27 protein-coding genes and 1 tRNA gene are annotated in these 22,778 nt (G+C 67.3%); 12 read left to right on the forward strand and 16 right to left on the reverse strand.

What is annotated here, in order from left to right:
- Positions 1–31: 31 nt before the first annotated feature.
- Both rpoZ and H7F51_RS17015 read right to left on the reverse strand, forming a co-directional pair.
- Complete coding sequence (gene rpoZ / locus H7F51_RS17010; protein ID WP_185665521.1) at positions 32–376, reverse strand: DNA-directed RNA polymerase subunit omega; 345 nt, start codon at positions 374–376, stop codon at positions 32–34.
- A 101-nt stretch (positions 377–477) separates the two neighbouring features.
- The gene (locus H7F51_RS17015) at positions 478–2,004 is read right to left on the reverse strand and encodes a replicative DNA helicase (RefSeq protein WP_185665522.1); all 1,527 of its coding nucleotides are present in this window, start codon (positions 2,002–2,004) and stop codon (positions 478–480) included.
- Between the two features lie 129 nt (positions 2,005–2,133).
- Between H7F51_RS17015 and H7F51_RS17020 the strand changes: the two genes are divergently transcribed.
- From H7F51_RS17020 to rplA, 6 genes are all read left to right on the forward strand, one after another.
- On the forward strand, positions 2,134–2,616 hold the full coding sequence (locus H7F51_RS17020) for a UPF0262 family protein (protein ID WP_185665523.1): 483 nt from the start codon (positions 2,134–2,136) through the stop codon (positions 2,614–2,616).
- A 58-nt stretch (positions 2,617–2,674) separates the two neighbouring features.
- Positions 2,675–3,373 (forward strand): glycoside hydrolase family 25 protein, encoded by a 699-nt coding sequence (locus H7F51_RS17025; RefSeq protein ID WP_185665524.1) that lies wholly within the window; start codon positions 2,675–2,677, stop codon positions 3,371–3,373.
- Positions 3,374–3,392: 19 nt separating this feature from the next.
- The gene (locus H7F51_RS17030; RefSeq protein ID WP_185665525.1) at positions 3,393–3,839 is read left to right on the forward strand and encodes a cytidine deaminase; all 447 of its coding nucleotides are present in this window, start codon (positions 3,393–3,395) and stop codon (positions 3,837–3,839) included.
- A gap of 71 nt (positions 3,840–3,910) precedes the next feature.
- Positions 3,911–4,939, forward strand: a complete 1,029-nt coding sequence (locus tag H7F51_RS17035) for a hypothetical protein (RefSeq protein WP_185665526.1) — start codon at positions 3,911–3,913, stop codon at positions 4,937–4,939.
- Between the two features lie 175 nt (positions 4,940–5,114).
- Complete coding sequence (rplK, locus tag H7F51_RS17040) at positions 5,115–5,546, forward strand: 50S ribosomal protein L11 (protein WP_185665527.1); 432 nt, start codon at positions 5,115–5,117, stop codon at positions 5,544–5,546.
- A 4-nt stretch (positions 5,547–5,550) separates the two neighbouring features.
- On the forward strand, positions 5,551–6,252 hold the full coding sequence (rplA, locus tag H7F51_RS17045) for a 50S ribosomal protein L1 (RefSeq protein WP_185665528.1): 702 nt from the start codon (positions 5,551–5,553) through the stop codon (positions 6,250–6,252).
- 66 nt (positions 6,253–6,318) lie between these two features.
- Here rplA and H7F51_RS17050 read toward each other — a convergent pair whose 3' ends face one another.
- From H7F51_RS17050 to H7F51_RS17060, 3 genes are read right to left on the reverse strand one after another with little or no spacing between them, the layout of a single operon-like run.
- Positions 6,319–6,762 carry a cupin domain-containing protein gene (locus tag H7F51_RS17050; protein WP_185665529.1) on the reverse strand — a complete coding sequence of 148 codons (444 nt, stop codon included), beginning with the start codon at positions 6,760–6,762 and terminating at the stop codon, positions 6,319–6,321.
- A gap of 56 nt (positions 6,763–6,818) precedes the next feature.
- Positions 6,819–7,301 carry a hypothetical protein gene (locus H7F51_RS17055; protein WP_221774198.1) on the reverse strand — a complete coding sequence of 161 codons (483 nt, stop codon included), beginning with the start codon at positions 7,299–7,301 and terminating at the stop codon, positions 6,819–6,821.
- A gap of 28 nt (positions 7,302–7,329) precedes the next feature.
- A complete protein-coding gene (locus H7F51_RS17060; RefSeq protein WP_425491047.1) occupies positions 7,330–8,103 on the reverse strand; it encodes a competence/damage-inducible protein A in 774 nt (257 codons plus the stop codon).
- 65 nt (positions 8,104–8,168) lie between these two features.
- Between H7F51_RS17060 and H7F51_RS17065 the strand changes: the two genes are divergently transcribed.
- Positions 8,169–9,143, forward strand: coding sequence for a magnesium and cobalt transport protein CorA (locus tag H7F51_RS17065; protein ID WP_185665530.1), 975 nt, complete (start codon positions 8,169–8,171; stop codon positions 9,141–9,143).
- A 16-nt stretch (positions 9,144–9,159) separates the two neighbouring features.
- On the forward strand, positions 9,160–10,074 hold the full coding sequence (locus H7F51_RS17070) for a cation diffusion facilitator family transporter (protein ID WP_185665531.1): 915 nt from the start codon (positions 9,160–9,162) through the stop codon (positions 10,072–10,074).
- 203 nt (positions 10,075–10,277) lie between these two features.
- Here H7F51_RS17070 and rimO read toward each other — a convergent pair whose 3' ends face one another.
- Entirely contained in the window at positions 10,278–11,657 is a 1,380-nt protein-coding gene (gene rimO, locus H7F51_RS17075) for a 30S ribosomal protein S12 methylthiotransferase RimO (protein ID WP_185665532.1), read from the reverse strand.
- Between the two features lie 94 nt (positions 11,658–11,751).
- Here rimO and H7F51_RS17080 point away from each other — a divergent pair, with 94 nt between their 5' ends.
- Positions 11,752–12,147: a DUF1761 domain-containing protein gene (locus H7F51_RS17080; RefSeq protein WP_185665533.1), complete on the forward strand. Its 396-nt coding sequence runs from the start codon at positions 11,752–11,754 to the stop codon at positions 12,145–12,147.
- 108 nt (positions 12,148–12,255) lie between these two features.
- Here H7F51_RS17080 and H7F51_RS17085 read toward each other — a convergent pair whose 3' ends face one another.
- From H7F51_RS17085 to H7F51_RS17115, 7 genes are all read right to left on the reverse strand, one after another.
- The gene (locus H7F51_RS17085; protein ID WP_185665534.1) at positions 12,256–13,128 is read right to left on the reverse strand and encodes a peptidoglycan DD-metalloendopeptidase family protein; all 873 of its coding nucleotides are present in this window, start codon (positions 13,126–13,128) and stop codon (positions 12,256–12,258) included.
- Positions 13,125–13,886: a 5'/3'-nucleotidase SurE gene (surE, locus tag H7F51_RS17090; RefSeq protein ID WP_185665535.1), complete on the reverse strand. Its 762-nt coding sequence runs from the start codon at positions 13,884–13,886 to the stop codon at positions 13,125–13,127. The genes H7F51_RS17085 and surE overlap by 4 nt, the downstream gene beginning before the upstream one ends.
- On the reverse strand, positions 13,886–15,166 hold the full coding sequence (gene serS, locus H7F51_RS17095; protein ID WP_185665536.1) for a serine--tRNA ligase: 1,281 nt from the start codon (positions 15,164–15,166) through the stop codon (positions 13,886–13,888). Before serS ends, surE begins: the two co-directional genes overlap by 1 nt.
- Positions 15,167–15,231: 65 nt before the next feature.
- On the reverse strand, positions 15,232–15,429 hold the full coding sequence (locus H7F51_RS17100; RefSeq protein ID WP_185665537.1) for a YgaP family membrane protein: 198 nt from the start codon (positions 15,427–15,429) through the stop codon (positions 15,232–15,234).
- Between the two features lie 166 nt (positions 15,430–15,595).
- The gene (locus H7F51_RS17105) at positions 15,596–15,787 is read right to left on the reverse strand and encodes a YgaP family membrane protein (protein WP_185665538.1); all 192 of its coding nucleotides are present in this window, start codon (positions 15,785–15,787) and stop codon (positions 15,596–15,598) included.
- Positions 15,788–15,881: 94 nt separating this feature from the next.
- Entirely contained in the window at positions 15,882–16,577 is a 696-nt protein-coding gene (locus H7F51_RS17110) for an energy transducer TonB (protein WP_185665539.1), read from the reverse strand.
- Between the two features lie 136 nt (positions 16,578–16,713).
- Positions 16,714–16,788: transfer RNA gene (locus H7F51_RS17115), tRNA-Val, on the reverse strand.
- A gap of 77 nt (positions 16,789–16,865) precedes the next feature.
- On the opposite strand from H7F51_RS17115, the gene H7F51_RS17120 reads away from it, so the two are divergent.
- Positions 16,866–17,153 carry a DUF3297 family protein gene (locus H7F51_RS17120; protein ID WP_185665540.1) on the forward strand — a complete coding sequence of 96 codons (288 nt, stop codon included), beginning with the start codon at positions 16,866–16,868 and terminating at the stop codon, positions 17,151–17,153.
- Between the two features lie 186 nt (positions 17,154–17,339).
- Here the strand turns inward: H7F51_RS17120 and H7F51_RS17125 are convergent, their stop codons facing one another.
- Positions 17,340–17,954: a CHAP domain-containing protein gene (locus tag H7F51_RS17125; RefSeq protein ID WP_185665541.1), complete on the reverse strand. Its 615-nt coding sequence runs from the start codon at positions 17,952–17,954 to the stop codon at positions 17,340–17,342.
- A gap of 139 nt (positions 17,955–18,093) precedes the next feature.
- Between H7F51_RS17125 and der the strand changes: the two genes are divergently transcribed.
- A complete protein-coding gene (gene der / locus H7F51_RS17130; RefSeq protein WP_185665542.1) occupies positions 18,094–19,473 on the forward strand; it encodes a ribosome biogenesis GTPase Der in 1,380 nt (459 codons plus the stop codon).
- Between the two features lie 3 nt (positions 19,474–19,476).
- On the opposite strand, the gene H7F51_RS17135 is transcribed toward der, so the two are convergent.
- Both H7F51_RS17135 and H7F51_RS17140 read right to left on the reverse strand, forming a co-directional pair.
- Positions 19,477–20,703, reverse strand: a complete 1,227-nt coding sequence (locus H7F51_RS17135) for a DUF418 domain-containing protein (protein WP_246448670.1) — start codon at positions 20,701–20,703, stop codon at positions 19,477–19,479.
- A gap of 4 nt (positions 20,704–20,707) precedes the next feature.
- Entirely contained in the window at positions 20,708–21,853 is a 1,146-nt protein-coding gene (locus H7F51_RS17140) for an SPOR domain-containing protein (RefSeq protein ID WP_246448671.1), read from the reverse strand.
- Positions 21,854–22,035: 182 nt separating this feature from the next.
- On the opposite strand from H7F51_RS17140, the gene H7F51_RS17145 reads away from it, so the two are divergent.
- Positions 22,036–22,776, forward strand: coding sequence for a ParA family protein (locus tag H7F51_RS17145; RefSeq protein WP_185665543.1), 741 nt, complete (start codon positions 22,036–22,038; stop codon positions 22,774–22,776).
- The last annotated feature ends 2 nt before the right edge of the window (positions 22,777–22,778 follow it).

The raw sequence follows: 22,778 nt of genomic DNA on the forward strand, positions 1-22,778 counted from the left end.
GGGCCTTTTTCTTCTGGCTCTCGCCGACAGTTCAGCCGTCGTAATCGCCGCCGAGCGAGGTGTTGCGCACCGGGGCCGCGGCGGTGATCCGCAGGGCCTCGGCCTGCTGCGACAGCGAGCCGATTTCATCGACTTCGTCGTCGTCTTCGGGCTGGACGCGCTGCAGCGAGGAGATGACCGATTCCTTGAGGATGGTCGGCCGCACGGTTTCGTCGGCGATCTCGCGCAGGGCCACGACCGGGTTCTTGTCGCGGTCACGGTCGATGGTCAGCTCGGCGCCGCCCGAGATTTCGCGCGCACGCTGCGCGGCGAGCAGGACGAGGTCGAAACGGTTGGGAACCTTGTCGACGCAATCTTCAACGGTAACGCGCGCCATAGGGCACTCCGGTAAGGCAGAATCTGCTGGAAAGTTCAGCCGCTAGAGGTTGGCTGCGAAAAAGTCAAGGAAAGCGACGCGGTCCCGCCAATCAGCCCGGCTCACTCGTCGTCGCCATAGGCATGCGCGGCGAGCGCATCCTCGGCAAGGTCGGAGAAGCGGGTGATGCGCGATTCGAAGCGCATCCGCACCTTGCCGGTGGCGCCGTGGCGCTGCTTGGCCACGATCAGTTCGGCGAGGCCATAGACCCGTTCCATTTCCGCCTGCCAGGCGGCATGGGCATCATGGATCTTGGGGTCGTCCCCGCCGACCGGCTGCTTGGGCTCGCGGGAGGCGACGTAATAGTCCTCGCGGTAAACGAACCAGACCATGTCGGCATCCTGCTCGATCGAGCCGGATTCGCGCAGGTCCGACAGCATCGGCCGCTTGTCCTCGCGCTGTTCGACCGCGCGGGAGAGCTGCGACAGCGCGATTACCGGCACCGACAGTTCCTTGGCGAGCGTCTTGAGGCCGCGCGAGATTTCCGAAATTTCGTTGACGCGGTTGTCGGTCGCCCGGCCCGAACCCTGCAACAGCTGGAGATAGTCGACCACCACGAGCCCGAGACCATGGCGGCGCTTCAGCCGCCGGGCGCGGGCGCGCAGGCCGGCGATGGTCAGCGCCGGGGTATCGTCGATGAACAGCGGCAACTCGGCGAGGCGCTGGCTGGCGAACGACAGCGCCTGGAAATCATCGCGGCTGATCTTGCCCATGCGCAGGGCTTCCGAGCTGATGCCCGATTGCTCGGCAAGGATACGCGTCGCCAACTGGTCGGCGCTCATTTCGAGGCTGAAGAAGGCCGTGGCCGCGCCGACCGATTTCTCGTCCGCGATCCCGTCAAGCCGGTCGCGCCGCAGGCGGTCGGCCGCGTTGAAGGCGATGTTGGTGGCGAGCGAGGTCTTGCCCATGCCCGGGCGCCCCGCGAGGATGATGAGGTCGGAATCGTGCAGGCCGCCGACCTTCTCGTTGACCGAGGTGAGGCCCGTGGTCTTGCCCGAAACATGCCCGCCCGAGAGCAGCGCCTGCTCGATCATGCCGAGCGCGGTCTTGGTTGCGGTCGAGAAGTCCTTGGCCTCGTTGTTGGTGCTGGCCCCGTCTGCCACCGCATAGAGCGCGGCCTCGGCCTGCTCGATCTGCTGCATCGGCTCGACCGACTGCGAGGTGTCGAGCGCCGATTCGACCAGGTTGCGGCCGACCGAGACCAGCTCGCGCAGCATGGCGAGATCGTAAATCTGCTCGGCCAGTTCGCGCGGGGCGAGCAGGCCTTGTCCGTCCGCGGTCAGGCGGGCGAGGTAGGTCACCCCGCCCAGTTCGCGCAGGGCCTCGTCCGCCTCGAAATAGGGCTTGAGCGTGACCGGCGTGACCACCGCCTTGCGATCGAGCAGTTGCACGATCCGCTCGTAGATGCGGGCATGGACCGGTTCGAAAAAATGCCCGGGTTTCAGCGGGGTATTGAGTTCCTCGATCACCCGGTTGTCAATCAGCACGGCGCCGAGAAAGGCCGCCTCCGCCTCGATGTTGGCGGGCAGTTGGCGCGCCTGCGGAGGTTGCGGAGCATCGAGTGCGGTGATCAAAAAGTCTTCGGCCATGATGGCATCGCAATGCGCCCGGGGCGCGGGCGTGACAAGGTGTCCTTCGATCAAATGACAGGCCCTCGCCTGTGGATAGCGGGGAAGGCCTTGCCGGGCGCCCCGGCATTTGCGAAAGCTGCGCCCCCAATGGCGGACCCGCGCATCTCGCATATCGACCTCGACGAAGGCACGATCCTGTGGCGCAACGCCGATATCGACCAGGAGCGGCGCGTCGCCGTGTTCGACCTGATCGAGGATAACAGTTTCAAGCCGCTGCGCGCTTTCTCCGCCGGGCATGAGGGGCCCTACCGGGTTCATCTCTCGGTCCACGACGGCCGGCTGAAGCTCGACATCAGCGACGAGGCGGCTCAACTGGTCGAAACCCAGATCCTCGGCCTGGGCCGCTTCCGCCGCCACATCCGTGATTATTTCGCGATCTGCGGCTCCTATTATCAGGCCGTGCGCAAGGCTTCCGCGCGCGAGATCGAGACGATCGACATGGCCCGCCGCGGTGTCCACAACGAGGCGGCCGAGCTTCTGCTCGAACGGCTGGAAGGCAAGATCGAAACCGACTTCGCCACGGCGCGCAGGCTCTTTACCTTGATCAGCGTCCTCCATATCAGGGCCTGAGGACCGGCCGCCTGATCACGCGGCCGAAACCGGCAACACCAGCAGGACGAAACAGGACATGGCACGCAGGATTGGCTCGCGCTGGCGGCTGCGGCTGGCCGGGATCGCGCTGCTTGCCGCGCTGGTCGCCGTGATCGCCGGCTGGTGGCATCTGCGCCAGTGGACTCCCACGCGCGCTGCCTGGCCGGTGCAGGGGGTCGAGGTCGGCACGCTTGAGGGGGCGGTGGACTGGACCGCGCTGAAGGCGGTCGGCGCGGACTTTGCCTATCTCGATGCTTCGGCCAGCGCCTTTGCCCGCGATCCGGCCTTCGTGAAGAACATCGAGGATGCCCGCGCGGCGAAGCTCAAGGTCGGGGCGATCCACCTTTACGATCCGTGCCAGCCGGCCGAGCGGCAGGCAGCCAATTTCGTTACCGTGATCCCCCGCGATGCCAGCCTGCTCCCGCCCGCGGTCGATCTTGACCGTCTGGCGGACGATTGCCCGGTCAAGGTCTCGGATTCTGCGGTCGAAAGCGAACTGATGACCTTCCTCAACCAGATCGAGATTCACACCGGCAAGCCCGCGATCCTGAAGGTCTCGAAGCGGTTCGAGGAGCGCTATCACGTTGCCGCGCAGATCGACCGCAACCTGTGGCTGACCGGCGAGCGCTTCCAGCCCGACTATGCCGGGCGGCCGTGGACGATGTGGACCGCGAACACCCACCTCGTCACCGACGCGGGTGACGAACCCCTGCGCTGGGTGGTCGTCCAGCCGTGATCGCGCTAGGTTCGGCCGCATGACCCGTCCGCCTAGCCGCGCCGCCCTGATCGAAGCCGCCCGCGCCGCCTCGGCCAAGGCCTATGCCCCCTATTCTGGCTTCCACGTCGGCGCCGCGCTCGGCTTTGCCGATGGCACCCTCGTTTCGGGCGCCAACGTCGAGAATGCGAGCTACGGCCTCGCGCTCTGCGCCGAGACCGTGGCGACCGCCAGCGCGATGAACGCTGGCGCCCGAGGCGGCCTTGTCGCCGTCGCCCTCGTTGGCGGTCCGGCGGGTGAGGGGGGCGAGGCCCAGTCCGGCCCCGAGCCGGTCACCCCCTGCGGGCGTTGCCGCCAGGTGCTCAGCGAACTGGCCAAGCTTGGCGGGACTGACCCGGTGGTCTGGTGCGTTTCGGCCGAGGAAGTGCTCGAACTGCGCTTGTCCGACCTGTTGCCCCATGCTTTTGGGCCGGAAAGCCTGCGCTGAACCGGTCTGGGCTGGTTTGCGCCAACGCGCATAAGCTTGGTTAAGGAATTACCCCTATTGGTGCGGGCAAGATGATCCGTACCAAGACCGCCTTCATTCTCGGGCCCGGTGCCGCGGCCGAGCTGCACATGCCGAGCCCGCTCGACGTTCTCGAGCGGATCGCCCAGGCGCTCGACTTTTCGCGCGCTTCGGCCAACCAGCTGACGCGCGACGCCGCCGCGATCCTGCGCCATGTCGCCAAGCTGGCGGAGCGGACCAAGAGCAGCGAGGAGGCCCTGTTCAAGGCCGCCCAGCGGATCAACCAGTCGGCCAAGGTCGCCCGCACGATCGAGGGCGTGATCGAGCAGAACAACGATAATCCGCTGGTTGCAGCCTTCGGCAAGCTGGCGCTGGCGGTCTTTACCTTGCAGTCGGAGCAGCGCTCGTCGGTCCGCGCGACGCCGCAGGGGCACAATGCCCTGCCGTTGCAGACCGGGGACTACTGGCTGCTCGAACTGGGCAAGCTGATCACAGCCGGCCTGCCGCGCAACAAGCTCGAGCAGGGCCTTGGCGACGTGGTGATCGTCAACTTCGGCTATGACCGGGCGACTGAGCACTTCCTGCCCTTCGTGCTGACCACGGCCTATGGCATGACGCTGTCGGAAGCCCAGCGGATCGTCGCCGCGCGGCTCAAGTTCTATCATCCCTATGGTTCGGTGGGCCGCCTGCCCTGGCAACTGGGCGACCTGCCCGACGTCGAATTCGCCAACGAGATGCCGTGGAACATGGCCGCGCTCTCGACCGCACTCAAGACTGGCGACCAGGCGCTGGCCGACCGTGCCAGCCTTGCCGAGCTGCGCGGTGCCGTGGCGAAGTCGCAGCGCATCGTTTTCCTCGGCTGTGATTTCTCGCCGCAGAGCCTCGACCTGATCATCGACGGCAGCCTCTCGCACAATCCCGAGCTGATCGTGACGATGAACGGCCTGTCCGGCCCCAACCGCGCCGCCGCGGTCCGCATGCTCAAGCGCAAGAGCGGCAACGAACGCGACGACCGCCTGATCCTGGCGGAGGGGCGTTGTCTCGACGTGCTCAAGGACTATGCGCTGATGCTGGAGAGCTGAGCGTCAGCTCCATGCGCACTTAGCCCTTGGCTTTTGTGCCGCTTTCGCCTAGGCGCGCACCCTTCGTGAGGGGTGATTCCCTTGTGATTCCGTGCGGGAGGGGCCTTCGGGCACCGTTGGACCGCTCACTCTGAGGCCCGGATTTCCGGGGCGACAGGAAGAAAGGAGGCCCATCGTGGCCAAGAAGATCGAAGGTTACATCAAGCTGCAGGTTCCTGCAGGCGAAGCCAAGCCCGCGCCGCCGATCGGCCCGGCGCTGGGTCAGCGCGGCGTCAACATCATGGAATTCTGCAAGGCGTTCAACGCCGCCACGCAGGAAGTTGAAAAGGGCACGCCGCTGCCGGTGGTCATCACCGTCTATTCGGACCGCTCGTTCACCTACGTGACGAAGACCCCGCCGGCGAGCTTCCTGATCAAGAAGGCCGCTGGCCTCAAGTCGGGCTCGAAGGAGCCGGGCAAGGTTTCGGCCGGAACCATCAAGCGCTCGCAGCTCGCGGAAATCGCGAAGGCCAAGATGGTCGATCTCAACGCGAACGATATTGAACAGGCCACCAAGATCATCGAGGGCTCGGCCCGTTCGATGGGCCTTCAGGTTGTGGAGGGCTGATCCGATGGCAACGCTGACCAAGAAGCACAAGTCGCTGAACGAAAAGCTGGGCGACAACCAGAAGCTCTACAGCATCGATGATGCGATCCAGCTCCTCAAGGACCTGCAGAGCGCCAAGTTCGACCAGACCCTCGAGGTCGCGCTGAACCTCGGCGTCGACCCGCGCCACGCCGACCAGATGGTCCGCGGCATGGTCACCCTGCCTTCGGGCACCGGCAAGGACGTCAAGGTTGCCGTCTTCGCCCGCGGTGACAAGGCCGAGGCCGCTCTCGCCGCCGGCGCCGACAAGGTCGGTGCGGAAGACCTCATGGAAGACATGCTGGCCGGCAACCTCGACTATGGCCGCGTGATCGCCACGCCGGACATGATGGGCGTTGTCGGCCGCCTCGGCAAGACGCTGGGCCCCAAGGGCCTGATGCCGAACCCGAAGCTCGGCACCGTCACTCCGAACGTTGCCGACGCGGTCAAGGCTGCCAAGAGCGGCCAGATCGAGTTCCGCGTCGAAAAGGCCGGCATCATCCACGGCGGCATCGGCAAGCTCTCGTTCTCGAACGAAGCCCTGCGCGCCAACTTCGACGCTTTCGTCGATGCGATCGTCAAGGCCAAGCCGTCGGGCGCCAAGGGCAAGTACCTGCGCAAGGTCGGCCTGTCCTCTTCGATGGGCCCCGGCCTGAAGATCGACGTTGCTGAAGTTCACGGCGGCTAAACCGCTCGAACGCGCAAAATACGAAAGGGCCGGGGGGAAACCTCCGGCCCTTTTGCTTTTTGCACTTCAGCCCATGAGGCTGACGCCGTGGCGGTCGAAGATCTCGACCGCCTTGATGATGTCCATCCGGTCGGGCGGCATCTCGGCGTCGAAATCGCGGAACATCTGCGCGGCATTGCTGCCGGGGCCGGTCACTTCCAGCATCATCCCGCCGCCCGGGCCGAATCGGAAGGCATGGGGTGAGCCGCCCGGAACGTGGACCAGTGCGCCGGGCTGGAGCATGGTTCCCGCGCCATCGAGGATGAACTCGACCTGCCCGTCGAGCACGAAGAAAGCCTCGTCCCACGGATGGCTGTGCGGCGGCGGGCCGGTGCCCTCGTCGCCCTGCTGGAGGGTGAAGCCCATGCCGCCCGTTGCCTGGTTGGCGGCGAGGATCGAGATTTCGGCGCCGACAACCTTGAGCGGTTCGCCGGCCTGGCCGGATTGGACGATCAGCGGCGTTCTTGCCATGGCCTGTCCCCCTGATTCCTTCCGACAATCTGCGCCTTTTGGGCGCGCGCGTAAAGTCAGTCGAGATTGGCGCGGGTGTAGCACTCGACCAGCAGGGCGAGCGGCTGGCCGCCCGGAAGGGTGAGGCGGGCGCGGTGCGAGAGGATCGTGCCTGCCGGGCAGCCGGCGGCTGCGCCGCGGGTGGAGGAGAGGCGCTCCCGGCGGAAGTGGAGGGGGGCGACGACCGTGCCGAAGGGCGTGTCGGTCGTGTCGAGGACGCGGTTCATCTCCGGGGTGAGGAGATCGCGCGAATACCAGTTATGTGCTTCTGAAAGAACGGAATTTCCGCAGGACAGGCGGACGTGGCGGTAGCCTGCATTGGCCCCGGCCAGTTCGGCGGGCGGGGGGGCATCGTCGCCCCGGATGCGGCTGGCGGTGATGCGGGCGGGGCTGGCGATGTGGCGGGCCTCGCACCACGCCCCAAGCGCCGCCGTGGCGCTGTCCTGGGCGGCGAGGGTCTTTTCGAAGCGGGGCAGGGGGGGCGTGCAACCGCACTGCAACGCTACTGCAACGGCAATGCAAATGCGCCTAGATGCCACCGGGGACGGCTTCCTTGCCCGCAGCGGCGAGACCGGCGACGAGAGCGGCGACGCAGGCGGCGAGCAGTTCGGGCTCGACCGCGCGAACGACGAAGTTGGCGCCGGTCCTGCCGTCGCGCCAGAAGGGGTAGGAGCCGATCTGGCTGCCGGGGTGGTCCTTTTCGGTCTGCCCGAGCAGGGCGGCGACCTCGCTCTCACCCACCCAGCAGCCGATCGTTTCGGAGAGCAGGGGTGCGCCGCCTTCGAGTGTGCCGGTCAGGGCCTCGAGCATGCCGCTGGTGATCGATGGGACCCCGGCCATGATGTGGATGTTGCCCCACTTGATCCCCGGCGCGCCGGTGTAGCGGTTGGGGATCAGGCTGGCCCCTTCCGGCACGCGGGCCATGCGCAGGCGGGCCTCGGTCAGGCCGCCGCCGCGGCTTTCGTAATAGGCGGAGAGAATTTCACGCGCCTCGGGGTGGATGACCACGGCGACGCCCAGCGCCTCGGCAATGGCGTCGACCGTGATGTCGTCGTGAGTCGGGCCGATCCCGCCGGTGGTGAAAAGGTAGTCGTGCCGGGTGCGCAGGGCATTGACCGCCTCGACGATGGCGGGCGTCTCGTCCGCCACGACGCGCACTTCCTTGAGGCGGATGCCCTGCACCTGCAGCCAGGTGGCGACCTGGGCGATGTTCTTGTCGTGCGTGCGGCCCGAGAGAATCTCGTCTCCGATCACGATCAGGGCGGCGGTATAGATGCGCGATTCAGGCGTCAGTTCAGGCATGGCGCTTGGGTTAGGACGGCTCGCTGCCGATTGCCAGAGCCCTGCGACTTTGCCAGACCCTGCTCATGCCGATCATCGCCGCGCGCCGCTATCACAATGGCATGACCCAGAACGAGGCCCTGCCGCTCACCGGGGAGCCGCGCGAGGCCTTGCCGGCCCATGCCTTCGACTGGGTGGGGCTGTGCGAGCCCACACCCGACGAAATGGCCACGGTAAAGCGCCAGTTCTGCCTGCATCCGCTGGCGGTGGAGGATGCGCTCAATCCGCAGCAGATGCCCAAGGTCGAGGTCTATGGCCGGACCCTGTTCATCGTCGCCCGCACGGCCGAGTTCGAAGAGGGCGACAAGATCGCCTATGGCCAGACCGCGATCTTCCTTGGCCACGATTTCATCGTCACCGTTCGGTTCGGCTCGAGCCGGGCCCATCACCCGATCCGCCGCAAGCTGGAGGCCAATCCCGAGCGGATGGCCGAAGGGGTGGACTATGTTGCCCATGCCATCCTCGATTTCATCGTCGACGGCTTTGCGCCGATCATCGAGCGTTTCGAGGAGGCGGTTCAGGACATGGAGGAGCGGGCGATCGACACTTTTCCGGAGCCTTCGACGATTCGCCGGATTTTCCGCGTGCGCCGCCAGATTCGCCGTTTCGAGCGGATCGCCGGGCCGATGGAGGAGGTCTGCGAGCGGCTGGCGACGACCGACCTGCCCAATATCGATCCCGCGGCCCATGTCTGGTTCCGCGACGTGCTCGACCATTCGCGCCGGGCGCTGGCGCGGATGCGCGGGCTGAAGGATACCCTGGCCTCGATCGTCGAGACCGCGAGCCTGCTTGAACAGCACCGGCAGGGCGAGATGACCCGGCAACTGGCGGCCTGGGCGGCGATCCTGGCCGTGCCGACCGCCATCGCGGGGATCTACGGCATGAACTTCCAGCACATGCCGGAACTCGAATGGCGCTATGGCTATCCCATGGTGCTGGGCGCGATCCTTGCCGTCTGTGGGGGGCTGTGGCTGCGCTTCAGGCGGATCGGTTGGCTGTAGAAGGCGTTGGGGCACAATGGCGAGCGGATCGAACAAGACCATCCTGATCGCGCTCGGCGCCAATCTCGGCATCGCCGCAGCCAAGTTCGTGGCCGCCGCGATCACCGGGTCGTCGGCCATGCTGACCGAGGGCGTGCACTCGATGGTCGATTCGACCAACCAGTTGCTGCTGCTCCACGGGCGCAAGCAGGCGCAGCGGCCCGCCGATGCGCTCCATCCCTTCGGCTATGGCCGCGAGCTCTATTTCTGGTCCTTCGTCGTGGCCATCCTCGTCTTCGCGCTTGGCGCGGGGGTTTCGGTCTATGAAGGCGTCCTGCACATCCTTGAGCCCGAGGCGGCAAGCGATCCGCTGATCGCCTTTCTCGTGCTGGGCTTTGCCGCGGCGCTGGAGGGCTGGTCGACCGTGGCGGCGCTGGTCGATTTCAACCGCGCCCGGGGAACGCGCTCGGTGTGGAAGGAAATCCGCCATTCCAAGGACGCGCCGACGCTGGTCCTGCTGCTGGAGAACGCGGGCGCGCTGGTTGGCCTGGGCGTGGCCGCGTTGGGGCTGGCCCTGTCGCTCGTCACCGGCAATCCGTTCTGGGACGGGCTCGCCTCGGTCCTGATTGGCCTGGTGCTGGGGGCGCTGGCGCTGGTCCTGCTGTTCGAGGCCAAGGGGCTGCTCATCGGCGAATCGGCCGAGCCGGAACTGGTTGCGGCGATCGGCGCGGCGGCGCTGGCCCATCCCGGCGTGGTCGCGGTGCGCGAGGTGCTGACGCTGCATCTTGCCCCCGACATGGTGACCGTGCTGATTTCCGCCGATTTCGACGATGCGATCAGCGCGCGGGCGGTGGAGGGGCTGGTGGCGGCGATCCAGCGCGAAATATCCGGGCGATTTCCGATCGTTACGCGCGTTTTCGTGCAGCCGCGGGACCCGCGAGATTCGGCCTGAATAACCAATATGGTTTTCGATGGGCCAATCTGGTAAAAAAATGGCCCGGTCGTTGCCGACCGGGCCTTTGAAGTCTTGGGAGAGGATGCCTGAAAGGCCCGTCCTCTTTGCGGCCGACTCGGGTTATTCGCAAGTGCGAAAACGGCGTAGGTAGTTGCATGAAACGCAATTTGATCCGCTCGCGCCGAATCTACCGCCGCGATTTAAACGATTGCACCAAAGAGATCGTGGGCGTCCGCTTCTTCGATCAGGGCCTCGACGAACATGCCGGGCTGAAGGTCGGCGGAGGCTCCGCGCAGGTAGACGGCGCCGTCGATTTCGGGCGCATCGGCCTGGCTGCGGCCAGTGGCGCCGATGTCACCATCTTCGTCCGCTTCGCCAACCTCATCGATGATAACCGAAATGGTTCGTCCGACCTTGGCGGCGAGCTTGGCCGCGCTGATGCTCTCGGTCTTTTCCATGATCCGGGCGTAGCGCTCTTCCTTGACCGCCTCGGGCACGGCGCCCGGCAGGTCGTTGGCGGCGGCACCGGCGACGGGTTCGAAGCGGAAGGCGCCGACCCGGTCGAGCTGGGCCTCGTCCAGCCAGTCCAGCAGGTACTGGAAATCCTCCTCGGTCTCACCGGGGAAGCCGACCACGAAGGACGAGCGGATGGTGAGATCGGGGCAGATCGCCCGCCAGTCGCGCAGCCGTTCGAGCACCTTGGCCTCGTTGGCGGGGCGCTTCATGGCTTTCAACACCTTGGGGCTGGCGTGCTGGAAGGGAATGTCGAGATAGGGGGTGAGCAGTCCCTCGGCCATCAGCGGGATCACCGCATCGACGTGGGGATAGGGGTAGACGTAGTGCAGGCGCACCCACGGCTGCTGGCCTTCGGGCGTGCGCAGCTGGCCGAGCTCGCGGGCAAGGTCGGTCATGTGGGTGCGGACCGGGCGGCCCTTCCACATCCGTTCCTCGTGGCGCACGTCGACCCCGTAGGCAGACGTATCCTGGCTGATCACCAGCAGTTCGCGGGTGCCCGAGGCGACCAGCTTTTCCGCCTCGCGCAGCACGGCGTCGATCCGCCGGCTGTCCAGCTTGCCGCGCAGCTGCGGGATGATGCAGAACGAGCAGGCGTGATTGCAGCCCTCGGAAATCTTGAGGTAGGAATAGTGGCGCGGGGTGAGCTTGACCCCGGCCGCATCGGGATCGGCCTGGGGGATCAGGTCGACATAGGGCCCGAGGCTGGCGGGCGCGGCTTCGTGCACGGCCTCGACCACGGCTTCATACTGGTGCGCGCCGGTGACGGCGAGGACGTCCGGGAATTTCGCCCGGATCACCTCGGCCTCGTTGCCCATGCAGCCGGTGACGATCACGCGGCCGTTCTCGGCAATCGCCTCTCCGATTGCGGCCAGACTTTCTTCCTTGGCCGAATCGAGGAAGCCGCAGGTGTTGACCAGCACGACGTCGGCCCCGGCATAGTCGGGGCTCATCGCGTAGCCATCGGCGCGCAGGCGGGTGAGGATGCGTTCGCTGTCGACCAGGGCCTTGGGGCAGCCCAGGCTGACCATGCCGACGCGGCGGGGGGAGGGGATTTCGGTTGCCATTTGGGCCGGCCCATACACGCGCGCGGCTGAATTGGCCATTGCCAAGCGCGGCGCCCCGTGGTGCAGGGGGCACGGTCTATCGGGAGTTGCGCATATGGGTCCGGTCAATTGGCTTGGGGTGGCGCTGGGAACGGCCGGTTGCTTCGCGGTTGGCGCGCTCTGGTACGGCGTGCTGTTCGGCAAGCGCTGGCAGCGCGAGGTGGGGGTGAGCGAGCCGCCCAAGGGCGCGGCCGCAGCCCGGATCATGGGGCTGACCCTGCTGGCGGAGTTCGTGGTGGTCTCGATGCTGGCGCATCTCGTGGCGCGCACGGCCCCGGCGCCGCATGTGGTGCTGATGATGGCGGGCGGATTCGGCGCGGCGATCATCGCGCCGGCGATCGGGATCAACTACCTGCACCAGCGCCGATCGCTTGCGCTGTTCGCGATCGATGCGGGGCATATCGTGGTTGGCCTGCTGGTTGCGGGCCTCGCGCTTATCGCGACGGCTTAGGAAACCGCTTCGTCATTGCGAGGGGCGAAGGCCCGAAGCAATCCAGGGCGGCGTAATACGGCTCTGGATTGCTTCGCTCCGCTCGCAATGACGATGACTTTAATGCCATCAGGGTTTGGTGTCAGGCGCCTGCTCGGGCAGGACCAGCAGCGGATCGAGCGGGACGGCTTTGCGGCGGATCTCGAAGTGCAGTTCGGTGCCGGGCGAAATGCCGGTATCGCCGACGAGGCCGAGGCGTTCGCCGCGCCCCACCTTTTCGCCCTTTTTCACCGTGATCCGGCTGAGCTTGGCATAGGCCGAGTACCAGCCCTTGCCGTGTTCAAGGATGACGAGGTTGCCGTAGCTTTTCGGCTCCGGCGCGGCGAAGACCACGCGGCCGGGGGCGGCGGCGCTGACCGGCGCGCCCTTGGCGGCGGGGATGTCGATCCCGTCGTGGCTGCGCGGCAGGTCGCGGGCGATGAAACCGCGCCGGACTTCGCCGGAGAGCGGCCAGACGAATTTCGTGGGTGCGGCCTTTAGCAGGGCTTTCGACGCTTCGGCGCGGCCCTTGTCCTCGGCTTCCTTGACCACGGCGGCAGCCTTGCCGGGGCTGGCGAGGGTGGGGATGACGAGCTTTTGTCCGGCGCGGACCCTGGCCTTGGGATCGAGGCCGTTGGCCGTGGCGATCTGGGGCCATGGTACGCCGGCATCGTAGGCGATGGCAAAGCCGGTCTCGCCGGGCTTGACCGTCCGTTCGCGGCGGCGGGGGATGACGAGCGCCTGCCCGGTCTTGACCACATAAGGGGCCTTGAGGGCATTGGCCTCGATGATCAGGACGCGCGGCACTTCGACCTTGCGGGCGATGCCGGCAAGGGTTTCGCCCGGGCGGACATTGTATTCGTCGACCGTCGTCCAGTCCGGCTCGGGGGCGGGCTTCCTGGCCGGTTTGCCCGCCGCGAGCAGCAGGGGCAGCGCGGCGAGTAGCAGCGCGGTGCGTTTCAAGTGTAGCGGGCCTTGAGCTCGGCCAGCGATGCCTCGTGCGTCAGGTCGAGCTGTAGCGGGGTGACGGCGACGAAGGCATCGGAAATCGCCTCGAGGTCGGTGTCGTGCCCGGAGGTGTGCTCGATCCCGTGAAGGCCGAACCAGAAATAGGCGAAGCCGCGCGGGTCGACCCCTTCGACCACCGAGCCGCGCGCATAGTCATGAAAGCCCTGGCGGCAGACGCGGATGCCCTTGACCGCCGAGGCCGGGATCGGAGGGAAGTTGATGTTGACCAAGGTGCGCGGGGCAAACGGCAGGTCGAGCAGGGGGGCGATCGCCTTGGCGCCCCATTCCTCGGCCGCCGAGAAGGAGACGCCTTCGCCCATGCCTTCCTTGGCATAGACCTGGCTCAGCGCGATCGAGCGGATGCCGGCGAGCGAGCCTTCGAGCGCGGCCGAGACCGTGCCCGAATAGGTCACGTCGTCGCCCAGGTTGGCGCCGCGATTGACGCCCGACAGGATCAGGTCGGGCGGCGAGGGCAGGATCTTCTTGAGCGCCATGGTGACCGAATCGGTTGGCGTGCCGGCCACGGAGAAGCGCCGCTCGGCATGTTGGCGCATGCGGATCGGGCGGGTGAGGGTGAGCGAGTGACCCGCGCCGGACTGCTCCTCCGCCGGGGCGCAGATCCAGATGTCGTCGGAAAACTGGCGCGCGATCTTTTCAAGGACGGTGAGGCCCGGGGCGTTGATGCCGTCGTCGTTGGTGAGGAGGATGCGCATCAGGCGGCCGGCGTCAGGCTGGTGAGCCCGCCCATGTAGGGGCAGAGTGCCTCGGGCACGGTGACCGAGCCGTCGTCCTGCTGGTAGTTTTCCAGCACGGCGACGAGGGTGCGGCCGACGGCGAGGCCGGAGCCGTTGAGGGTGTGGACGAATTCGGTGCCCTTCTGCCCTTCCGGGCGGAAGCGCGCGTTCATCCGGCGGGCCTGGAAATCACCGCAGTTGGAGATCGAGCTGATCTCGCGGTAAGCGCCTTGGCCCGGGAGCCAGACTTCGAGGTCGTAAGTGATCCGGGCGGTGAAGCCCATGTCTCCGGCGCAGAGCAGGACCTTGCGGTAGGGCAGGTTCAGTGCCTGGAGAATGCCTTCGGCGGCGGCGGTCATCTTCGCGTGTTCGGCATCGCTTTGATCCGGCGCGCAGATGGTCACCAACTCGACCTTGTCGAACTGGTGCTGGCGGATGTAGCCGCGCGTGTCGCGCCCGGCCGCGCCCGCCTCGGAGCGGAAGCAGGGGGTGAGCGCGGTCATGCGCAGGGGCAGCTGGGCTTCGGTGAGGATCTGGCCCTGCACGGCATTGGTGAGGGAAACCTCGGCGGTGGGGATCAGCCAGCGGCCGTCAGTCGTTTTGAACAGGTCCTCGGCGAACTTGGGGAGCTGGCCGGTGCCGAACACGGCCTCGTCTTTCACCAGCAGCGGCGGGGCGCATTCGGTGTAGCCGTTGGCGGCAGTCTGGGTGTCCAGCATGAACTGGGCGAGGGCGCGCTGGAGGCGGGCCATCTGGCCGCGCAAAAAGGTGAAGCGGGCGCCGGAGATCAGGGCGCCGGTTTCGAAATCGAGGCCGAGCGCGGGGCCGAGATCAGCGTGTTCCCTGGGCTGGAAGGCGAATTCGCGCGGGCTGCCCCAGCGGGCGACTTCGACGTTGCCGGCTTCGTCCTCACCCTCGGGCACTTCGGCCACGGGGAGGTTGGGATAGCGGGCGAGGGCGTCATTCAGATTGACGGTCAGCTCGCGCTCTTCCTGTTCGAGCGCGGGGAGGATGTCCTTGAGGCCGGCGACTTCGGCCTTGAGGCGTTCGGCCTCGGCCTTGTCACCCTTGCCCATGGCGGCGCCGATGGCCTTGGACGCCTCGTTGCGCTGGCCTTGCGCTTCCTGCATGCGCGTGGCGACGGCGCGGCGCGCCGTATCGAGCGCGAGGATCGCGCCGGCCATCGGTTCGACCCCGCGCCGGGCGAGGCCGGCGTCGAAGAGGTCAGGATTCTCGCGGATCAGCTTGATGTCGTGCATGGCGCTGCGCAATGCCGCACAGGCACGCGCAGCGCAAGCATGACGGGCCGCATTCGGCCCCTTCGTTACTCGGCGTCGGTCGGCACCGAGCTCTTGCCCAGCATGTGGTAGAGCGGGCAGAACGACAGGAAGCCGGTGGCGAGCGGGATCATCCCGAGCCAGCCGAACGGAGTCTTCGGGCCGATAAAGGCCAGCAGCATGAGCGTGGCGCCGACGACGATGCGCACGGTGCGCTCGGTGCCCCCAACATTGGTCTCGAACATCAATTTACCCCCCAAATTGCGACGGCCACGGTTAGCCGGACGGCCAAGCGGGACGACCATGCCTCCGGAAAGGCCCGGAGTTGTGGTGGGTGAAATCCTTAACGCTCATGTCTGAGCCAAAGGTAAACGCGCCGCAGCGACTCGGGCATTGGCGGGGTTTCCTGGGCTATTGCCGCGCGCAGGTGTTGAAGCCGAGCAGCGAATAGAGCGGGCAGGTCGAGAACAGCCCGGTGGCGAGCGGGATGATCCCGATCCAGCCGAGCGGGGTTTTCGGCCCGACGAAGACGAGCGCAATCAGCACGATGCCGACGACGATGCGCAGCATCCGGTCAAGCGAGCCGACATTGGTCTTGAACATGGCACTCTCCACGGCGTTTGATCAGTTGATGCTAATATATTCGCATCGAAATCGCCGTGGAAGCATTGACGGGGATCAAAGCGGGCGCGCCGCGTCATTGCACGGGGGCCAGGGCGTGTGGAGAGATCCGCAGGACAGATGTGTTCGTGGCCGAGCGCAACGTGAATCCCTCGACCAACGTGATTGTGCGCACATGGGTAACCGGTTTGCCGTTGGCGTCGGTAAAAACCTCTTTGGGGCTTTCCGAAACGGCCTGAGCGCAGGCCCGACGCTCCAGTTCGGCGCGATTGAGGGCGTTGACCGGCCCGTGCGTTTCTCTCAATCTGCAAAACTCGACATTGCCATCGGGGCCATAGGCAAGTGCCAAGATCAACGTGATCTTGGAAGTGGGCGGGACTGACGCTGGCAAGATCCATCGGGTTCGGTTGCTGTAGGTGCCGGAAACGGGCCGTCCCTTCTTGTCGGTGGCAGGGCTGAAGATGGCGCGGTCACGCAGAAGTTTGCATGTGGCTTCATCCAGGATGGCGGTCCCACTGCTGGCGGCGATTGTACAGTCGGCAACCTTGCCCGAGGGATCGATGGTCAGGACGAAGCCGACCGTCCCCTGCTGCCTGTAGCGCAAGGCTACGGCGGGATAGTCGTTCGTTGTGATCCAACTGCCGGGTGAGCCGAGCGGCATGGCGGGGGTCGGGCTTGCGGTTGCCGCGCTGGCTGCGGAGGAAAGCGCCGCCGCGACGAGCGGCGCAAGGATGATCGCCGCCCGGCGGCGGGCCCATTTGGCAAATTGCATCGAATCCCTTTCGGCCCCGGCAAAGATGGAGCGCAATTGCCTGCGATTGGCAATTGCCGCCTGCGCCGAAACGGCGACAACGGCAGTGCAGGCGCCGCTTTTGCGTGGATCAGGTCTGCGAGGGAAGCCCGGGGAATGGTGGGCGCGACAGGGATTGAACCTGTGACCCCACCCGTGTGAAGGGTGTGCTCTACCGCTGAGCTACGCGCCCATTCCGTCGGGAGAGGTGCCCCTAGACGCCTTCGCGCGCGTTGACAAGCGGGGAATGGAGCCTAGAGCGCATTCGCCATGAGCGACCAAAACCAGACCGGCCCCGACGTGCCGCCCGACCACCTCGCGATCAATCCGCGCAGCCCCTTCTTCGATGAAGAGAAGCTGCGCCGGGGCGTGGGCATCCGCTTCAAGGGCGTGGTGCGCACCAATGTCGAGGAATATTGCATCTCCGAAGGCTGGGTGCGGGTTCAGGCCGGCAAGACGCTGGATCGCAAGGGCCAGCCGCTGACGCTCAAGCTCAATGGGCCGGTTGAGGCGTGGTTCGAGGATCTGGGCGAGGACGCGCCGGTCGCCAAGGCTTGAGGTTTGAGTTTGGCGCGCGGCCTGTTGGCTGCGCGCAGCATTAGCTTCGCTGGCCTTCGGCTGGGCAGGCTCAGGCTGAGCGGACTTGGTGATTGGGGCGTGCGGGCCCGCCCCTCCGTCGGCCGCCTGTGGCGGCTGCCACCTCCCCATTTGTGCTTTCAGCAAAAATGGGGAGGTTCTGCTGGGTCAGCGTTCGGCCAGGCGGGCTTGGATGATGGCGCCGATGGGGTCGTCGAGGTCGGCCTTGGCGATTTGGGTGTCTGCCAGTCTGGCCTTGCCGGGCGGGGACTTGGCCTTTTTCGGATAGATGAAGCCCGCGACCGGCCAGTGAGTCGCGCCGAGGTTCTGGATCGGATCGAACCAGACGCGGACCTCGCTCCAATCATTTTCGGGTGAGACGTCGACCGCCGCCACGTCGTCCTCGACCTGGCCGCGCCGTCCGTTGATCGGGCTCCAGTTGGCATGGCGCAGCAGCACCGTGCGCGAATCGATGATCCGGCTGACCGCCGCGACGTGGCCCAGTTCCATCCGGCCATAGGGCTTGAAGGCCATGACCGCGCCGACCTTGGGCTGCGGGCCGCGGGCATAGTGGCCTTCGGCCTGCTGCCACCATGTCCACGCATCGCCGCGAATCTCGATTCCCGAGACCTGCCGGGCATAGGGCACGCATTGCAGATAGGGCGGCAGGTTGGACCCGCCGCCGCCGGTAACGCCCTGGCTTTCGGCGATCGTGTCGGCCGAAGCGGGCGCCGGAATCAGCGCCAGCGCGGCGACAAGCAGGATCGGCAGTTTCCCCAACATGTGCGAGCCTTCCCCCCGATTGGGTAAAGGCAGGGTCGCAAATCGTGGTTAACATATTGCTGCGGGGATAGGGATTGATCCGCAGCCAAGGTGCAGCGCGCTTGCACAAAGCGCCGTAAACCGGCAGGGCGGCGGGGAAATGCTGCCACAGGTTATCATCATTGGGCGCCCCAACGTGGGCAAGTCGACCCTGTTCAACCGTCTCGTCGGCAAGAAGCTGGCCTTGGTGGACGACCAGCCGGGGGTGACGCGCGATCGTCGTTTCGGCGAGGCGCACCTGCTGGGGTTGGACTTCACCATCGTCGATACGGCCGGGTGGGAGGACGAGGATCCCTCGAGCCTGCCGGGCCGGATGCGGGCGCAGACCGAGGTTTCGGTTCAGGGCGCCGACGTGGCGCTGTTCGTGTTCGATGCCCGTGCCGGGCTGACCCCGCTTGACGAGGAAATCGCCCGCTGGCTGCGCGAGCAGGAGCTTCCGGTGATCGTGGTGGGCAACAAGGCCGAGGGGCGCGCCGCGGAATCGGGGCTGCTCGAGGCCTTTTCGCTGGGCCTGGGCGATCCGATCGCCTTTTCGGCCGAGCATGGCCAAGGCCTGGGCGACCTGTTCGAGGCCCTGCTGCCGCATCTGGACGACAAACAGCCCGATCCCGAGGCCGAGGCCGAGGAGAGCGAGGAAGACTACGATCCCAAGGCCGTGCTCAAGCTGGCCATCGTCGGCCGGCCGAATGCGGGCAAGTCAACCCTGATCAATGCCTTGCTCAAGGAAGACCGGCTGCTGACCGGGCCCGAAGCGGGGATAACCCGCGATTCGATCTCGATCGACTGGGAGTGGACCGACCCGAAGACCGCCGAGACGCGCCCCGTGCGGCTGATCGACACGGCGGGGATGCGCAAGAAGGCCCAGGTGGTCGAGAAGCTGGAAAAGCTCTCGGTGGCCGATGCGCGCCGCGCGGTCGACTTTTCCGAGGTGGTGGTCCTGCTGCTCGACGCCACGCGCGGGCTGGAGCACCAGGACCTCAAGATCGCCTCGATGGTGCTGGAAGAAGGCCGCGCGCTGATCATTGCGATTAACAAGTGGGACGTGGCCGAGGATGCCTCGGGCCTGTTCAACGGCATCCGCGGCGCGCTGGATGAGGGCCTCGCGCAGGTGCGCGGGGTGCCGCTGGTGGCGGTTTCGGCGCGGACGGGTAAGGCGCTCGACACCCTGCTGCAGGTCGCCTTCGATATCCGCGATGCCTGGTCCAAGCGTGTGCCGACGGCCGCGCTCAACCGCTGGTTCGACGATGCGCTCGGCGCCAATCCGCCGCCGGCACCGGGCGGCAAGCGGATCAAGTTGCGCTACATCACCCAGGCCAAGACCCGGCCGCCGGGCTTCGTGCTGTTCGGCACCCGGCTCGACATGCTGCCGGAGAGCTATCGGCGCTACCTGATCAACGGCATCCGGCGCGAGTTGGGCTTCGATGCCGTGCCGATCCGGCTGACGCTGCGCAGCCCGAAGAATCCCTTCGCCACGAAGTAAGGTTCAGCGCCGGAAGGGCTGGCGGCGCCGCTCGGTCAGCGAGCGCCAGAGCCATTCGAGCGGGCCTTGCCTGTACCGGGCGAGCCACGGCTTGCTCCAGGCCAGCATCGCCGCCCAGCCGCCCAGCACGTAGAGCGGCTGCTGGCGCGGGGGGACTTTGCCGACCAGGTCGAGGCCCCAGCCGTAGAAGATGAAGGTCATGACCAGCGTGCAGGCGATGTAGTTGGTGAAGGCCATGCGGCCGGTGGCGACGAGACGCGCGCCGAGGGCGGTGCGGGCAAGGCGCGGCGCGGCGCGGACGAGGGTGGCCGCGTAGGCCAGGGCCATCAGCAGGTGGGGCAAGGCAGCCACGGCGCTTACGATCAGCATCATCCGGACCGGGGGGAAGCCGCCCGACCAGGCCCAGGCGAGGATGAGCAGGGTCAGCGTGCCGCCCGCCGCGATGCCGGTGCGGGCGAGGCGGCGCAGGGCGCCGTCCGGCCAGCCGCCGGAGAAGAAGCCGCTGCGCAGCAGGGCCATGCCGAGCAGCATCAGGGGTAGGGTCTCGCCCATCGAACCGAGTGCGGAGCTGAGCGGTTCGGCCGCCTGATCGCGCAGCTTTCCGGCAATCTGCGCGGCGAAGCCCTGGTGGTAGGAGGCCATTTCGGCGGCGGTCTTGCTGGCGACGATGGCCTCGGCCTTGTCGTACCGCGCGGCGTCGGCCGGGCTGGCGGTGCCCGCGATGACGCGGTGTTCGCGCCAGGTTTCGGGCAGGCCGCCGCCGCCGATCAGCAGGTGCCAGCAGGCGAAGATGGCGAGTGCCCCGGCGGCGAGCCGGCGCGGTGGGGCATGGCGGAAGGGGAGGGCGGCCAGCCCGGCGAGGGCATAGGTGAACAGGATGTCGCCCCACCACAGCAGCAGGAAGTGGAGATAGCCGAACAGGCCGAGCCAGAGCAGGCGCCGGATCTGCAAGCGGTCGCCATCGCGCGCGGCTTCTTCGGCGCGGTCGATGAACAGCAGCATCGAGGCCCCGAACAGCAGGCTGAACAGGGCGCGCATCTTGCCCTCGAACAGGATGAAGCCGAGCGCGAAGGCAGCCTTGTCCGCAAAGGTGGCGGGGTGCGGGACTTGCGGGGTGAGGGTGGCCATGACCGGCCCGGCGAAGCCCGCGATGTTGATCGCGAGAATGCCGAGCACGGCGACGCCGCGCACGAGATCGAGCGCGGCGAGGCGAGTGGGCGGTGGAGCCAAGCGGTCAGTCCTGAGCGGGGACGCAGGCCAGGCCCGAGCGGGCGAGCGCGGAGCAGGCGGCGGCGGCGCTCTCGCGGCTGGCGAAGCCGCCGGCCTGGAGCTTGATCACCTTGCCGGCCGTGACGTTGATGCGCGGGTGCCCGGCGAGTTCGGGGCGGGCGCGGGCCTTGGCCCAGAGCGCATCGGCATTGGCGGAGACGCCGAAAGCGCCGAGCTGGACGCGCCACGGGCCGGACGCGGGGACGGCGGGTTTCGGGGCGGGTTTGGGCGCGGCTGCGGGTTTGGCCGCGACGACTGGGGCGGGCTTGGGTGGGGGCGCGGTCGCCGGTTTGGCCGTGATGATGGGGGCGGGTTTGACAGGGCTTGCGGGCTTCGGCGGGGCGGCCGGGCGGGCGTAGTCGGCCCCGGCCGTGGCGGGGCTGCTGCCTGCGGAGGTGCGCACGGCGGCGGTTACGGCATCGTCGGGGCGCGGGGCGGGGCGGGCGGCGGAGCGCCCGGCGGGGACCGGGGTGGGATCGGCGAGATCGGCGGCGGCGAGCTGTGTCGCGCGCTGGGCCTCGGCCTCCTGCCCGAGCCGGGCGGCGAGGGTGACGCCGGCCTGTCGCTGGTCGAGCGGGACGCTTTCGTCCATCTGCGCGATGGCGGCGCGGGCCTGGGCGAGGCCTGCCCCTTGCGCCAGGGTCATCAGCGCATAGGCGCGCGGCCAGTCTTTCGGTGCAAGGTCGCCGTTGAAGTGGGCAATGCCGAGCAGGTACTGAGCGCGCGGATCGCCGCGCCCGGCCGCCGCCTTGACATAGGCCATGGCGGTCTGCCGCTCGCCCCGGTCGAACAGGAGGAGGCCGTAATTGTCCGCCGCCTGGACATGGCCCTGCGCGGCGGCCTTGGCGAAGAGGGCTTCGGCCTTCGACAGGTCGCGCGGGACGCCGCGGCCGAGGCGGTAGGCCTGACCGAGATCGAACTGCGCATCGGGATCGCCTTTTTCGGCCGGGCCCTGCCATTCGCGGATCGCGGCGGCATAGTCACCCCGCCCCCAGGCGTCGGCGCCGGCCTTGACGTCGGCCATGGCGGCGCCTGCTCCCACCAGCCCGGCTGCCAGCGCCCCGCCGCAGACCCCCAGCGCCGCGCCGCAGACCCATCGCATCATTGCCATCATCACCCCCCGCAGGCCCCGCATCGCCCGACCTTGCCACAGGCGCGCGGGGCTAGGCAAAGTCTTTGTCGGGCCCGGCGCCGGGGCAGAAACCGGCGGTTCCCATTAACCCGATCTTAGGGACTTTCCGGCTTTATCGCGGCTATCCGCAGGCTGGTTTTGCTTTCCGGGGGGATTGTACGTTGCGCGTTCTGGCTCTGGCATCGCAGAAAGGTGGATCTGGCAAGACCACACTCTCAGGCCACCTCGCCGTACAGGCGCAGCGTGCCGGGGCGGGTCCTGTCGTCCTCATCGACATCGACCCGCAAGGTTCGCTCGCCGACTGGTGGAACGAGCGCGAGGACGATTTTCCCGCTTTCGCGCAGACCACCGTGGCCCGGCTTGCCGCCGACCTCCAGGTGCTGCGCCAGCAGGGCTTCAAGCTGGCGGTGATCGACACCCCGCCGGCGATCACCATGGCGATCCAGTCGGTCATCTCGGTGGCCGAGCTGATCGTGGTCCCGACCCGGCCGAGCCCGCATGACCTGCGCGCCGTGGGCGGCACGGTGGACTTGTGCGAACGCGCGGGCAAGCCGCTGCTGTTCGTGCTCAACGGCGCCACCCCCAAGGCCAAGATCACCAGCGAGGCCGCGGTTGCGCTGTCGCAGCATGGCACGGTCGCCCCGATCACCCTGCATCACCGCACCGACTTTGCCGCCTCGATGATTGACGGGCGCACGGTGATGGAAATCGATCCCAACGGCCGCTCTTCGCTCGAGATGGCGGCGCTGTGGAATTACATCGCCGACCGGCTGGAAAAGAATTTCCGCCGCACGGTCTTCGCTTCGGCCCCGTCGCCGCAGGCGGTCGCGGTTCCCGGTGCGCCGGGTTCGGGCGTTGCGCGCCCGGTCGGCGGTTTCGGCCGCCGCGTCGCCGGCTCCTGAGG

Origin of the sequence: Novosphingobium flavum (assembly GCF_014230315.1) — a bacterium.
Classification (GTDB): domain Bacteria; phylum Pseudomonadota; class Alphaproteobacteria; order Sphingomonadales; family Sphingomonadaceae; genus Novosphingobium; species Novosphingobium flavum.

Excerpts from the sequence above, each read along its gene's own strand:
- H7F51_RS17125 (WP_185665541.1), bottom strand. The coding sequence starts at position 17,954 with ATGTTGGGGAAACTGCCGATCCTGCTTGTCGCCGCGCTGGCGCTGATT.
- rimO (WP_185665532.1), bottom strand. The coding sequence starts at position 11,657 with ATGGCAACCGAAATCCCCTCCCCCCGCCGCGTCGGCATGGTCAGCCTG.
- H7F51_RS17020 (WP_185665523.1), top strand. The coding sequence starts at position 2,134 with ATGGCGGACCCGCGCATCTCGCATATCGACCTCGACGAAGGCACGATC.
- H7F51_RS17025 (WP_185665524.1), top strand. The coding sequence starts at position 2,675 with ATGGCACGCAGGATTGGCTCGCGCTGGCGGCTGCGGCTGGCCGGGATC.
- H7F51_RS17065 (WP_185665530.1), top strand. The coding sequence starts at position 8,169 with ATGCCGATCATCGCCGCGCGCCGCTATCACAATGGCATGACCCAGAAC.
- rpoZ (WP_185665521.1), bottom strand. The coding sequence starts at position 376 with ATGGCGCGCGTTACCGTTGAAGATTGCGTCGACAAGGTTCCCAACCGT.
- H7F51_RS17080 (WP_185665533.1), top strand. The coding sequence starts at position 11,752 with ATGGGTCCGGTCAATTGGCTTGGGGTGGCGCTGGGAACGGCCGGTTGC.
- H7F51_RS17030 (WP_185665525.1), top strand. The coding sequence starts at position 3,393 with ATGACCCGTCCGCCTAGCCGCGCCGCCCTGATCGAAGCCGCCCGCGCC.
- H7F51_RS17120 (WP_185665540.1), top strand. The coding sequence starts at position 16,866 with ATGAGCGACCAAAACCAGACCGGCCCCGACGTGCCGCCCGACCACCTC.
- H7F51_RS17110 (WP_185665539.1), bottom strand. The coding sequence starts at position 16,577 with ATGCAATTTGCCAAATGGGCCCGCCGCCGGGCGGCGATCATCCTTGCG.
- H7F51_RS17060 (WP_425491047.1), bottom strand. The coding sequence starts at position 8,103 with ATGCCTGAACTGACGCCTGAATCGCGCATCTATACCGCCGCCCTGATC.
- der (WP_185665542.1), top strand. The coding sequence starts at position 18,094 with ATGCTGCCACAGGTTATCATCATTGGGCGCCCCAACGTGGGCAAGTCG.
- H7F51_RS17035 (WP_185665526.1), top strand. The coding sequence starts at position 3,911 with ATGATCCGTACCAAGACCGCCTTCATTCTCGGGCCCGGTGCCGCGGCC.
- surE (WP_185665535.1), bottom strand. The coding sequence starts at position 13,886 with ATGCGCATCCTCCTCACCAACGACGACGGCATCAACGCCCCGGGCCTC.
- rplA (WP_185665528.1), top strand. The coding sequence starts at position 5,551 with ATGGCAACGCTGACCAAGAAGCACAAGTCGCTGAACGAAAAGCTGGGC.
- H7F51_RS17105 (WP_185665538.1), bottom strand. The coding sequence starts at position 15,787 with ATGTTCAAGACCAATGTCGGCTCGCTTGACCGGATGCTGCGCATCGTC.
- H7F51_RS17070 (WP_185665531.1), top strand. The coding sequence starts at position 9,160 with ATGGCGAGCGGATCGAACAAGACCATCCTGATCGCGCTCGGCGCCAAT.
- H7F51_RS17140 (WP_246448671.1), bottom strand. The coding sequence starts at position 21,853 with ATGGCAATGATGCGATGGGTCTGCGGCGCGGCGCTGGGGGTCTGCGGC.
- H7F51_RS17015 (WP_185665522.1), bottom strand. The coding sequence starts at position 2,004 with ATGGCCGAAGACTTTTTGATCACCGCACTCGATGCTCCGCAACCTCCG.
- serS (WP_185665536.1), bottom strand. The coding sequence starts at position 15,166 with ATGCACGACATCAAGCTGATCCGCGAGAATCCTGACCTCTTCGACGCC.
- H7F51_RS17050 (WP_185665529.1), bottom strand. The coding sequence starts at position 6,762 with ATGGCAAGAACGCCGCTGATCGTCCAATCCGGCCAGGCCGGCGAACCG.
- H7F51_RS17100 (WP_185665537.1), bottom strand. The coding sequence starts at position 15,429 with ATGTTCGAGACCAATGTTGGGGGCACCGAGCGCACCGTGCGCATCGTC.